The 13,249-nt window shown below is 71.9% G+C and carries 8 protein-coding genes; all 8 read left to right on the top strand.

The features are described from left to right. Window positions 1-473: 473 nt before the first annotated feature. Complete coding sequence (locus tag ACFV61_RS00930) at window positions 474-2,306, top strand: APC family permease (protein ID WP_380489280.1); 1,833 nt, start codon at window positions 474-476, stop codon at window positions 2,304-2,306. Window positions 2,307-2,615: 309 nt separating this feature from the next. After that, window positions 2,616-4,613, top strand: coding sequence for an APC family permease (locus tag ACFV61_RS00925; RefSeq protein WP_380489321.1), 1,998 nt, complete (start codon window positions 2,616-2,618; stop codon window positions 4,611-4,613). A gap of 409 nt (window positions 4,614-5,022) precedes the next feature. Next, on the top strand, window positions 5,023-5,112 hold the full coding sequence (kdpF, locus tag ACFV61_RS00920; protein ID WP_037971201.1) for a K(+)-transporting ATPase subunit F: 90 nt from the start codon (window positions 5,023-5,025) through the stop codon (window positions 5,110-5,112). A 1-nt stretch (window position 5,113) separates the two neighbouring features. Then, on the top strand, window positions 5,114-6,775 hold the full coding sequence (gene kdpA, locus ACFV61_RS00915) for a potassium-transporting ATPase subunit KdpA (RefSeq protein ID WP_063348921.1): 1,662 nt from the start codon (window positions 5,114-5,116) through the stop codon (window positions 6,773-6,775). Beyond that, a complete protein-coding gene (gene kdpB, locus ACFV61_RS00910; protein WP_063348922.1) occupies window positions 6,775-8,889 on the top strand; it encodes a potassium-transporting ATPase subunit KdpB in 2,115 nt (704 codons plus the stop codon). The genes kdpA and kdpB overlap by 1 nt, the downstream gene beginning before the upstream one ends. A 14-nt stretch (window positions 8,890-8,903) precedes the next feature. Continuing rightward, window positions 8,904-9,539 (top strand): potassium-transporting ATPase subunit KdpC, encoded by a 636-nt coding sequence (gene kdpC / locus ACFV61_RS00905; protein WP_363580040.1) that lies wholly within the window; start codon window positions 8,904-8,906, stop codon window positions 9,537-9,539. 140 nt (window positions 9,540-9,679) lie between these two features. Beyond that, window positions 9,680-12,232 carry an ATP-binding protein gene (locus ACFV61_RS00900; RefSeq protein ID WP_380430825.1) on the top strand — a complete coding sequence of 851 codons (2,553 nt, stop codon included), beginning with the start codon at window positions 9,680-9,682 and terminating at the stop codon, window positions 12,230-12,232. Between the two features lie 60 nt (window positions 12,233-12,292). Further along, window positions 12,293-12,967 carry a response regulator gene (locus ACFV61_RS00895; RefSeq protein ID WP_363580044.1) on the top strand — a complete coding sequence of 225 codons (675 nt, stop codon included), beginning with the start codon at window positions 12,293-12,295 and terminating at the stop codon, window positions 12,965-12,967. Window positions 12,968-13,249 lie beyond the last annotated feature (282 nt).

Genomic DNA, 13,249 nt, shown 5'->3' with positions numbered 1-13,249 from the left:
TGTAAATCTGCCGCGCAAGCTACGCAGGTTCGAACCCTGCACCAGCCACAGGATGGAGAACGGCCCCCGATCTGCGGAGACGCGGATCGGGGGCTGTTGTCGTTTTCCCGTCGCGTGAGGGTCGCGGCGCCGCCGGGCGCACTTATTGCGCATTGCTTGCAATTACGGGCAGCAGGCAGCAGAGTGGGTGCGGGGGTGGGTGGGGCCGTTCAGTGTGATTGTGGTGGTGTCCCGGGTGTGCGTAGGGCGCGCCGGGGGTTCTTCGCAAGAGCTGGTCGTCTTCCCAACCGGCGCCCGCCGGGACAGCGGCCCACCCATCCCCGCCACCGCCCCCCGCCATGAGCTCTCCCGCGGTGCGTCAAGGGCCCGTCAATGGTTCCTGGGGTGGCGTCAGGAATGCGTAGGGGTCGGGGGAAGGGCAGGGGTGCGGCCCGCAGGATCGGAGGAACTACCGATCGCGGAGGTTCCGTCCGATGTCCAGCGCCATCACCACCCCGGCCGTCACGGCCGAACCCGAGCCGCCGGACGCCGGTGCGGGCGACGAGCGGCACCGGCTGAGTGCGCTGGGCGGTCTGGCGGCGCTGTCGTTGGATGCCATGGCCTCGGTCGCGTACGGGCCGGAGTCGATCGTGCTGGTGCTGGCCGCGGCCGGGGCGTACGGGCTGGGCTTCACGCTGCCGGTGACGGTGGCGATCGCGGTGCTGCTGGGTGTGCTGGTGGCGTCGTACCGGCAGGTGATCGCGGCGTTCCCGGACGGCGGCGGCGCGTACGCGGTGGCGAAGGAGCACCTGGGCCGGCGGACGGCGCTGACGGCGGCCGCCTCGCTGGTGATCGACTACATCCTGAACGTGGCGGTCTCGGTGACGGCGGGGGTGGCGGCGCTGACTTCGGCGGTGCCGAGCCTGTACGACGACCGGGTCTGGCTGTGCCTGGGCGTGCTGGCCCTGGTGACGGCGGTGAACCTGCGCGGGATCGCCGAGTCGGCGCGCTGGTTCATGGCGCCGACGGCCGTCTTCGTGGTGTCGATCCTGGCGATCATCGTGGTCGGCCTGTTCCGGGACGGCCCGGCGAGCACCGAGGCCGCCGCGGGCCACGCCTCGACGCTGGCCGAGAACGCCACGACCGTCGGCGCGCTGCTGCTGCTCAAGGCGTTCGCGGCCGGGTGCTCGGCGCTGACCGGGGTGGAGGCGGTGGCGAACGCCGTCCCGTCGTTCCGGACCCCGCGGGTGAGGCGGGCGCAGCACACCGAGGTGGCGCTCGGCGCCCTGCTCGGCGTGATGCTGATCGGGCTGGCCGTGCTGATCGGCCGTTTCCACCTCCAGCCGGTGGAGGGCGTCACGGTGCTGGCCCAGCTCGCCGACGCCTCGCTCGGCCACGGCGCCGCGTTCTACGTCGTCCAGTTCGCCACCGTGGTGCTGCTCGGGCTGGCCGCGAACACCTCTTTCGGCGGGCTGCCGGTGCTGCTGCACCTGCTCGCCCGGGACAACCACCTGCCGCACGTGTTCGCGCTGCGGGCCGACCGCCAGGTGCACCGGCACGGGGTGCTGTTCCTCGCCCTGGTGTCGGCGGCGCTGCTGGTCGGCTCGGGCGGGGACGTGAACAGCCTGGTGCCGCTGTTCTCGATCGGCGTGTTCGTCGGGTTCACGATCTGTCAGGTCGGCATGGTCCGGCACTGGTCCGTGCACCGGCCGGCCGGCTGGGCGTGGAAGGCCGCGCTGAACGGGTTCGGCGCGCTGCTCACCGGGGTCGCGACGGTGGTGGTGACCGGCACCAAGTTCACCGAGGGCGCCTGGGGCATCGTGGTGGCGCTGCCGCTGCTGGTGGTGCTGTTCGAGGCGGTGCACCGCAGCTACGGGCTGATCGGCGAGCGGCTGGAACTGGGCCGGGTGCCGGGCGCGGTGACCCGCCAGCGCAGCCTGGTCGTCGTGCCGGTGACGGCCATCACCCGGCTCACCCGGGACGGCCTGTCGGCGGCGCTGTCGCTCGGCGACGAGGTGCTGGCGGTGACGGTGGTGCACGAGCAGTCCGAGGCGGAGGCGCTGCGGCGGGACTGGGAGCTGTGGCAGCCGGGCGTGCCGCTGGTGGAGATCCCGGAGGACCGCCGCCGGCTGGGCCAGCCGATCGCCGCGTTCGTGAACCGGCTCGGCGAGGAGCACGCCTACGACCGGCTGACGGTGCTGATCCCGGAGGTGGAGCCGGCCCGCTGGTGGCAGCGGGCGCTGCAGAACCGGCGCGGCGCCGTGATCGACCGCGCGCTGCGCCGGCACACGGACGCGGTGGTCTGCCGGCTGCGGATGCGGATGTGACCCGGGCCGGTGCAGCCGAGGTGTCGGGCGGCCTGGCGGGGTTTCCGGGGGAGGCGCCCCGGTGGGCGTCCACACCCTGGACGCCCGATAACAACCTGGCATCTTGACGCGGTCTTAACGGGGCACTCTTGACGCCCTCGATACGCCCGGCGCCCACCCGCCCGCAGCGGCTCTGACCTGCGGGAAGGCCTTTGATCTGGTGGGTGCCGGGCGATCTCCACAACGAATTCCGTTGCGTTTTCCCGACCTAACCTCACATTTGTGTTCAACGTGCCCCAGGCGCTCAAGCGCCTCGTCATCGGCCGGGCCATGCGCAGCGAGGAGCTCGGCGAGACGCTGCTGCCCAAGCGGCTGGCGCTGCCGATCTTCGCCTCCGACCCGCTCTCCTCGGTCGCCTACGCGACCCAGGAGATCCTGCTGGTGCTCACCGTCGGTGGCGCCGCCTTCCTCTACCTGACCCCGTGGGTCGCGGCCGGTGTGGTCGCGCTGATGGCGGTCGTGGTGATGTCCTACCGCCAGGTGGTGCACGCCTACCCGAGCGGCGGCGGCTCGTACGAGGTGGTGTCCCGCAACCTCGGCGCCAACTCCGGTCTGGTGGTGGCCGCCTCGCTGCTGGTCGACTACGTGATGACGGTCGCGGTGTCGGTGGCCTCCGGGGTGGACAACATCATCTCGGCGGTGCCGTCGCTGGCCGGTCACCGGGTCTGGCTGGCGCTGGGTTTCGTGCTGCTGCTGATGGCGGTGAACCTGCGTGGTGTCCGGGAGTCCGGCAAGGCCTTCGCCGCGCCGACGTACCTGTTCATCGGCGGCATCCTGCTGATGGTGGTCACCGGGCTGGTCCGGGTCGCGCTCGGCGACGCGCCGGTGGCGTCCAGCGCCTCGTACGGGATCCTCCCGGAGGAGGGCAAGGACACGGTGGCCGGCCTCGGCCTGCTGATGCTGGGCCTGCGGGCGTTCGCCTCCGGCTGTACGGCGCTGACCGGGGTGGAGGCGATCTCCAACGGCGTCCCGGCGTTCCGGGCGCCGAAGGCGAGGAACGCCGCGCGCACCATGGCCGTGATGGGCACCACGGCCGTGGTGATGTTCGCCGGCATCACCGCCCTCGCGCTGATCGCCAAGGTGCACATCACCGAGGGCGGCGCCTGCCGGCTGACCGGCTTCCCCGGCGACTGCGCGAGTACGCCCCAGCAGACCGTGATCGCCCAGCTCGCGGCGGCGATCTTCGGCGGCGACCACAGCGTGCTGTTCTACGCGATCCAGGCGGTCACCGCGCTGGTGCTGATCCTGGCCGCCAACACCGCCTTCAACGGCTTCCCGCTGCTGGCGTCGATCCTGGCCGAGCACCGCTACCTGCCCCGGCAGATGCACACCCGCGGGGACCGGCTGGCCTTCTCCAACGGCATCATCGCGCTCGCGGTGGTGGCCGGCGGGCTGCTCTGGCTGTACGACGCGAACGTCACCAGCCTGATCCACCTGTACATCCTGGGCGTCTTCACCTCCTTCACGCTGTCCCAGATCGGCATGGTCCGGCACTGGAACCGGGCGCTGGCCACCGAGACCGACCCGGTGGTGCGCCGCTCGGCGCTGCGCTCCCGGGTGATCAACGCCTTCGGCGCGGTCGTCACCGCGCTGGTGCTGGTGATCGTGCTGCTCACCAAGTTCACCCAGGGCGCCTGGCTGGCCGTGGTCGCCGCGCTGGTGCTGTGGCTGATGATGCGCGGCATCCGCCGGCACTACGACGGCGTCGCCGCCGAGCTGGCGGTGGACGACCCGGAGGCCGAGTCGGCGCGGCCCGCCCGGGTGCACGGGATCGTGCTGGTGTCCAAGCTGCACAAGCCGACGCTGCGGGCGCTCGGCTACGCGGAGGCGTTCCGGCCGGACTCGCTGGAGGCGCTGACGGTGGCGGTGGAGCCGGAGGCCACCGGGGAGTTGGAGCGGCAGTGGACGGAGGCCGGCGTCCGGGTGCCGCTGAAGGTGCTGGACTCGCCGTACCGGGAGATCACCAAGCCGGTGCTGGCGTACGTGCGGGAGCACCGCCGGGACAGCCCCCGGGAGGCGGTCGCCGTGTTCATCCCGGAGTACGTGGTCGGCCGCTGGTGGGAGCACCTGCTGCACAACCAGTCGGCGCTGTGGCTGAAGAGCCGGCTGCTGTTCACGGCGGGCGTGATGGTGATCAGCGTGCCGTGGCAGCTGACCTCTTCCGGGCGCGCGGGCGGCCCGTCGCGCCGGGCGCCCGGCGCGGTGCGCCGGGGCGAGCCGGCCCCGGGGAGCGGGTACGAGCGGCTCCCGGCGCCGGAGAAGGTCTGACCGGAGCAGTAGCCGCCCTCCGGGCCCCCGCCGGCCCCGCCCGCACCAGCTCGTACCCGCCCGCACCCCCACCCGTACGGAAGCCCCGGAATCCCGGGGCTTCCGGCGTTCCGGCGCCGGGCCGATCACGGCCTGATGACGACGGTCACGGCCCGGTGAAGCGGGCGTCAAGGTCGCGTCAACGTCCCGCAGTCACCCGTATGGAGGGCGTCAGGGAGCCATAACGCGCCTCTGACGGCTGCTTTGCTGCATCTGCCGGTCGTCCGCCGGCGCCGCGCGAAGCCCCCGGCCCGCCCGCGGCAGTCTCCCGAACCGCTCTGGTGGAGCCCATGTCCGATCTCATCTACGTCGGTGTCACGGTCGCCGTGTTCGCCGTCATCGCCCTGATCGCGCGGGGGGTGGAGAAGCTGTGAGCGCGGAGAACATCGCAGGTCTGATCGTGGCCGTCGCGCTCGTCGGCTATCTCGTCGTGGCGCTGATCTTCCCGGAGAAGTTCTGACATGGGATCCACTCTCGCGGGCTGGTTGCAGGCCCTTGCCCTGGTCGGGGCACTGGCCCTGTGCTACCGCCCCCTTGGCGACTACATCGCCAAGCTCCTCACCACCACCAAGCACCTCAGAGTCGAGCGCGGCATCTACAAGGTGATCGGCGTCGACGGCGACGCCGATCAGCGCTGGCCGGTGTACCTCCGCTCGGTGCTGGCCTTCTCGGCCGTCTCCGTCCTCTTCCTCTACGGCCTGATCCGCCTCCAGGGCTACCTGCTGCTGAACCTGGGTGTTCCGCAGATGGAGGGCCACCAGGCCTGGAACACCGCGATCTCGTTCGTCGCGAACACCAACTGGCAGTCCTACGCCGGTGAGTCCGCGATGGGCCACCTGGCGCAGATGGCGGGCCTGGCGGTGCAGAACTTCGTCTCCGCGGCCGTCGGCATCGCCGTCGTCGGCGCGCTGATCCGGGGCTTCACCCGCAACCGGACCGACCGGGTCGGCAACTTCTGGGTGGACCTCACCCGGATCAACCTGCGCCTGCTGCTGCCGATCTCGATCGTCTTCGCCCTGGTCCTGGCCGCCTCCGGCGTGATCCAGAACTTCCACGGCTTCCACGAGGTGGCCACGCTCGGCGGCGAGGTGCAGAAGATCCCGGGCGGCCCGGTGGCCTCCCAGGAGGTCATCAAGCTGCTCGGCACCAACGGCGGCGGCTTCTTCAACGCCAACTCCGCGCACCCGTTCGAGAACCCGACCGGCTTCTCCAACCTGGTCGAGATCTTCCTGATCCTGCTGATCCCGTTCGCGCTGCCGCGGGCCTTCGGCCGGATGGTGGGGGACAACCGCCAGGGCTACGCGATCCTCGCCGTGATGGGCCTGTTCTGGGTCGCCTCGACCGCCCTGCTCACCTTCGCCGAGTCGCAGCACCAGGGCACCGCCCTGCAGGCCGCGGGCGCCGCGATGGAGGGCAAGGAGCAGCGCTTCGGCATCGCCGCCTCCGGCCTGTTCGCCGCCTCGACCACGCTGACCTCGACCGGCGCGGTGAACTCCTTCCACGACTCGTACACGCCGTTCGGCGGCGGGCTGACGGTCTTCAACATGATGCTGGGCGAGATCGCGCCCGGCGGTGTGGGATCCGGCCTGTACGGCATGCTCGTGCTGGCGATCGTCGCGGTGTTCGTCGCCGGCCTGATGGTCGGCCGCACCCCCGAGTACCTGGGCAAGAAGCTCGGCGGCCGGGAGATGAAGTTCGCCTCGCTGTACATCCTCACCACGCCGACCCTGGTGCTGGTCGGCACGGGCCTGGCGATGGCCCTGCCGGGGGAGCGGGCCGGGATGCTCAACTCGGGCGCCCACGGCTTCTCCGAGGTGCTGTACGCCTTCACCTCGGCGGCCAACAACAACGGCTCGGCCTTCGGCGGCATCACCGTCAACACCGACTGGTACGACACGGCGCTCGGCCTGGCGATGATCTTCGGCCGCCTCCTGCCGATCGTCTTCGTCCTGGCGCTGTCCGGTTCGCTCGCCCAGCAGCAGCCGGTCCCGGCCACCCCGGGCACCCTGCCCACCCACAAGCCGCTGTTCGTGGGCCTGCTGTCGGGCGTCATCCTGATCGTCGTCGGCCTCACCTACTTCCCGGCCCTGGCTCTCGGGCCGATCGCGGAAGGTCTCTCCTGATGTCCACCCCTACGCTCAACCCCGCACCGGCCGACAAGGCCGAGCCCGCCGCGCAGCACAGAGTGGCCAGCGGCCTGCTCGACCCGAAGCTGATCGTCGCGTCCCTGCCGGACGCGGTGAAGAAGCTCGACCCCCGGGTGATGGTCAAGAACCCGGTCATGTTCGTGGTCGAGGTCGGCTCGGTGGTCACCACCGTCTCCGCGATCGCCAGCCCGTCCGTGTTCGCCTGGTCCATCACCGTCTGGCTCTGGCTCACCACGATCTTCGCCAACCTGGCCGAGGCCGTCGCCGAGGGCCGCGGCAAGGCCCAGGCCGACACCCTGCGCAAGACCAAGACCGAGAGTGTCGCCCGCCGGCTCACCGACTGGCCCGCCACGCAGGCGGAGGAGGAGGTGCCGGGCACCGCGCTGCGGCTCGGCGACCACGTGGTGGTCGAGGCCGGGCAGATCATCCCCGGCGACGGCGACGTCGTCGAGGGCGTCGCGAGCGTCGACGAGTCGGCGATCACCGGCGAGTCCGCTCCGGTCATCCGCGAGTCCGGCGGTGACCGCTCGGCGGTGACCGGCGGCACCAAGGTGCTGTCCGACCGGATCGTGGTGAAGATCGCCTCGGAGCCCGGCAAGTCGTTCATCGACCGGATGATCGCCCTGGTCGAGGGCGCCGCCCGGCAGAAGACGCCGAACGAGATCGCGCTGAACATCCTGCTCGCCTCGCTGACCATCGTCTTCCTGGTCGCCGTGGTGACCCTGCAGCCGATGGCCACCTACGCGGGCGCCCCGCAGTCGATGATCGTCCTGGTCGCCCTGATCGTGGCGCTCATCCCGACCACCATCGGCGCGCTGCTCTCCGCGATCGGCATCGCTGGCATGGACCGGCTGGTGCAGCGCAACGTGCTGGCGATGTCCGGCCGGGCCGTCGAGGCGGCCGGCGACGTCAACACCCTGCTGCTGGACAAGACCGGCACCATCACCCTGGGCAACCGCCAGGCCGCCGAGTTCCTGCCCGCCCCGGGCGTGTCCACCGAGGAACTGGCCAGCGCCGCGCAGCTGTCCTCCCTCGCGGACGAGACCCCGGAGGGCCGCTCGATCGTGGTCCTCGCCAAGACCGAGTACGGCCTGCGGGCCCGCGCCCAGGGCGAGCTGACGCACGCCACCTGGGTCCCGTTCACCGCCCAGACCCGGATGTCCGGCGTCGACCTGGACGAGGCCGAGGCGGTCCACCAGGTCCGCAAGGGCGCGGCCGGCGCGGTCACCAACTGGGTGACCGAGAACGGTGGTTCGGTCGGCAACGAGGTCTCCGCCCTGGTCGACGGGATCTCCGCGGCCGGCGGCACCCCGCTGGTGGTGGCGACCAAGGTCGGCGCCAAGCCGGCCCGCGTCCTCGGGGTCATCCACCTCAAGGACGTGGTCAAGGAGGGCATGCGGGAGCGCTTCGACGAGCTCCGCCGGATGGGCATCAAGACCATCATGATCACGGGCGACAACCCGCTGACCGCCAAGGCGATCGCGGAGGAGGCGGGCGTGGACGACTTCCTCGCCGAGGCCACCCCCGAGGACAAGATGGCGCTGATCAAGAAGGAGCAGGAGGGCGGCAAGCTGGTCGCGATGACCGGCGACGGCACCAACGACGCCCCCGCGCTCGCCCAGGCCGACGTCGGCGTGGCCATGAACACCGGGACCATGGCGGCCAAGGAGGCCGGCAACATGGTCGACCTGGACTCCAACCCGACCAAGCTGATCGAGATCGTCGAGATCGGCAAGCAGCTGCTGATCACCCGTGGCGCGCTGACCACCTTCTCGATCGCCAACGACGTGGCCAAGTACTTCGCGATCATCCCCGCGATGTTCGCCGGGGTCTACCCGGGCCTGAGCCACCTCAACATCATGGGCCTGCACAGCCCGCAGTCCGCGATCACCTCGGCGATCATCTTCAACGCCCTGGTCATCATCGGCCTGATCCCGCTCGCCCTGCGCGGCGTGCGCTACCGCCCGTCCGACGCCAGCTCCCTGCTGCGCCGCAACATCGGGGTCTACGGCTTCGGCGGTCTGGTGGTGCCGTTCGTCGGCATCAAGCTGATCGACCTGATCGTCCAGTTCATCCCCGGCCTGAGCTGAGAGAGGAGAATCCGATGTCCAAGCCCCTGCCGACGACCGTCCGCACCCACTTCACCGCACTGCGGGCGCTGCTGGTGCTCACCGCGATCCTCGGGATCGCCTACCCGCTGCTGGTCACCGGGATCAGCCAGGTCGCCTTCACCGAGAAGGCCAACGGCTCGCTCGTGAAGTCCGACGGCAAGGAGGTCGGTTCCAGCCTGATCGGCCAGAACTTCAACCTCCCGAAGAAGAACCCCGACGACCCGAAGGAGGAGGCGCAGCCGGACCCGAAGTGGTTCCAGCCCCGCCCCTCCGCGGCCGGGACCGGCTACGACTCGTCCTCGTCCGGCGCCTCCAACCTCGGCCCGAACAGTGACGACCTGCTGAAGGCCGTCAACGACCGCCGTGCCGCCGCCGCCGAGTTCGACGGCGTCGCCCCGGAGAGCGTCCCGGCCGACGCGCTGACCGCCTCCGGCTCCGGCCTCGACCCGTACATCTCGGTCGCCTACGCCGAGGAGCAGGTGAACCGGGTCGCCAAGACCCGGAACCTGTCGGCGGACGCGGTGCACAAGCTGGTCGAGAAGTACACCGAAGGCCGCTCGCTCGGCTTCCTCGGACAGGAGGGCGTCAACGTCCTCCTGCTGAACCGGGCCCTCGCGGAACAGAAGTGACAGGTCAACGGCTGGATCCGTGAAACAGGCCGACCCGGGCCGGGGCACCACCCCCGCGCCCGGGTCGGCCGCCGTACGTCCCGACCCCGGCCCGAGGACGCCCTGGCGGCAGCCCTCGCAGGAACGAAAGAGCAGTGCCCATGGCCCGCGACCTCACCCCCGGAACCGGCATCCGCAGGGGCCGGCTGAGGGTGTACCTCGGTTCCGCCCCGGGGGTCGGCAAGACCTACCGGATGCTGGACGAGGCCCGGCGCAGACAGGAGCGCGGGGCCGACGTCGCGGTCGGGTACATCGAGTGCCACGGCCGCCGCCACACCGAGGGCATGCTGGACGGCCTTGAAGTCCTGCCGCGTGTCCAACGCTCCTACCGCGACGCCGAGTTCGACGAGATGGACCTCGATGCGGTGCTCACCCGCCGCCCGTCCGTCGTGCTGGTCGACGAACTGGCGCACACCAACATCCCCGGCGGCCGCCACGCCAAGCGCTGGCAGGACGTCGAGGAACTGCTGGCCGCCGGGATCGACGTCATCACCACCGTCAACATCCAGCACCTGGAATCGCTGAACGACGTCGTCCAGAAGATCACCGGCATCCCGCAGCGCGAGACCGTCCCGGACGAGGTGGTCCGTCGGGCCGACCAGATCGAACTCGTCGACATGGCCCCGCAGGCGCTGCGCCGCCGGATGGCCCACGGCAACGTCTACAGGGCGGAGAAGGTGGACGCCGCGCTCTCCAACTACTTCCGGGTCGGCAACCTCACCGCCCTGCGCGAACTCGCCCTGCTCTGGGTGGCCGGGCGGGTCGACGAGGGCCTGCGCGACTACCGGGCCAGCCACAACATCGACCGGGTCTGGGAGACCCGCGAACGCGTCGTGGTCGCCCTCACCGGCGGCCCCGAGGGCGAGACCCTGATCCGCCGCGCCGCCCGGATCGCCGACCGCACCGCCGGCGGCGACCTGCTGGCCGTCCACGTCACCCGCAGCGACGGCCTGGCCGGCGCCTCCTCCGGTGCGCTCGCCCAGCAGCGCCAGCTGGTCGAGACCCTCGGCGGCAGCTACCACGTGGTGGTCGGCGACGACATCCCCACCGCGCTGCTCACCTTCGCCCGCGCCCACGACGCCACCCAGCTGGTGCTCGGCACCAGCCGCCGCGGCCGGATCAACCGCTTCCTCACCGGCCCCGGCATCGGCGAGACCACCGTGGACGACTCCGAGGACATCGACGTCCACATGGTCACCCACGAGTTCACCGGCCGCGGCCGGCTGCCCTCGCTCGGCCGCCGCCACTCCAAGCGCCGCACCATCGCCGGCTACGCCGCCGGCCTCGTGGTGCCCTGGCTGCTGACCGCGATCCTGTCCCAGGCGCACGAGAGCATCAACCTGACCACCGATGCGCTGATCTTCCAGCTCGGCGTGGTCATCGTCGCCCTGCTCGGCGGCGCCATCTCCGCCCTGCTGGCCTCGGTCAGTGCCTCGCTGCTGCTCAACTACTACTTCATCCCGCCGATACACGCCCTGACCATCGGCGAGACCAACAACATCGTCGCCCTGGTCGTCTTCGCCTCCGTCGCGCTCGCCGTCGCCACCATCGTCGACCACGCCAGCCGGCTCACCAGTCGCGCCGCCCGTGCCACCGCCGAGGCCGAGACCCTCTCCACCCTGGCCGGCAGCGTGCTGCGCGGCGCCGACGCCCTGTCCGCCCTGATGGAGAAGTCCCGGACGGCCTTCGGCATGCAGGCCGTCGCCCTGCTCTCCCGGGTCGACGACGAGGTGCTCGCCCACTCCGAGGCCGAGCACCAGGACGACACCGACGGGCAGAGCGAGACCACCGAGGTGCCGGTCGGCGCGGACGCCGTCCTGGTCCTCACCGGCCGCCGGCTGCCGGCCGCCGACCAGCGCGTCCTCACCGCCTTCGCCGCGCACGTCGCCGTCGCGCTGGAACGCGACCGGCTCGCCGTGGTCGCCGCCGAGGTCGAGCCGATCAAGGCCGCCGACCGGATGCGCACCGCCCTGCTCGCCGCCGTCAGCCACGACCTGCGCACCCCGCTCGCCGCCGCGCTCGCCTCGGTCGGCTCGCTGCGCAGCCCCGACGTCGAGTTCTCGCCCGAGGACCAGGCCGAACTGCTCGCCACCGCCGACGAGTCGCTGGTCAAGCTCACCCGCCTGGTCGACAACCTGCTCGACATGAGCCGCCTCCAGGCCGGCGCGCTCACCCTGCACCTCGCCGAGACCCACCTCGACGAGATCCTGCCCCGGGCGCTCGACAGCCTCCCCGACCCGTACGCCCCGATCCAGCCGCTCGACCTGGACACCGCGCCGCCGGTGCTCGCCGACCCGCCGCTGCTGGAGCGGGTGCTCGCCAACGTGATCACCAACGCGCTGCGTTACAACGCGCCCGGCGCGCCCGTCCTGGTCACCGCCAGCCACCACGCCGACCAGGTCGAGATCCGGGTGATCGACCGCGGCCCCGGCATCGCCCCCGAGGAGCGGGACCGGGTCTTCCTGCCCTTCCAGCGCCTCGGCGACACCGACAACACCACCGGTGTCGGTCTCGGCCTCGCGCTCTCCCGCGGCCTGGCCGAGGCCATGGGCGGCAGCCTGGAGGTCGAGGACACCCCCGGGGGCGGCACCACCATGCTGCTCACCCTGCCCGCCGCCACTCGGGAGGAGCCCGTACATGAGTGGACGAACTGAACGAACCGCCGAAAGCTGCGTGTCCCGCGAAGCGACCGCCGAGCGGAGCGAGGTGGCCGCATGAGCGAGATCCTGATCGTCGACGACGAACCGGCCCTGCTGCGCACGCTGCGGATCAACCTCAGCGCCCGGCAGTACGCCGTGCGGACGGCCGCCAGCGGCGGCGAGGCGCTGGACCGCGCCGCGCACTCCGCCCCGGACGCCGTGCTGCTCGACCTCGGCCTGCCGGACCTGGACGGCATGGACGTGCTGCGCGGCCTGCGCACCCGCAGCGCGATGCCGATCATCGTGCTCTCCGGCCGGTCCGGTGCCGCCGACAAGGTGGGCGCCCTCGACGCGGGCGCGGACGACTACCTCACCAAGCCGTTCCTGATGGAGGAACTGCTGGCCAGGCTGCGTGCCGTGCTGCGCCGGCCGCTGGGCGGTGCCCCGCTGGGGCGGCCGGTGATAGGCGACCACACCGTCGACCTGACGGCCACCACGGTGACCGGCCCGCGGGGCCCGGTGCGGCTCACCCCGACCGAGTGGCGGATCCTCGCCCTGCTGGTGGCCAACCCGGGCCGGCTGGTGCCCGGGCGGCAGATCCTGCGGGAGGTGTGGGGGCCGGCCCAGGAGGCGCGCGGCAACTACCTGCGGGTCTACCTGGCCGGGCTGCGCCGCAAGTTGGAGCGTGACCCGGGCCGCCCGCGGCACCTGATCACCGAACCGGGGATCGGGTACCGGTACGAGCCCTGAGCGCCCCCCGGCCGCCGCCGCGTCAACGACCCGTCAAGAGCGGGCCGGAGACCGACAGGGGAGCGTCAAGGCAGGCCCGGAGCGGTGTTCCGTGGGCGTAGCGTCAGTGCTGACCGAGCGGGCCCGGCTCCAATGTGGGGGAGGCCCGGGACCGCTCCAGCCGCCGTTGAACGGCGGCCAGCAGGTGGGGGAGGGGGGGGGGGCGCGGCGGCCGGGCCGCGGCCGCGCCGCCCGCGGGGCGCCCGCGGGCGCCCCGCCCGCGCGCCCGCGCGCGGCCCGCGC

This window comes from Kitasatospora sp. NPDC059817, from assembly GCF_042731835.1.
Taxonomy (GTDB): Bacteria; Actinomycetota; Actinomycetes; order Streptomycetales; family Streptomycetaceae; genus Kitasatospora.
This window is presented reverse-complemented; position numbering and strand designations above follow the sequence as displayed.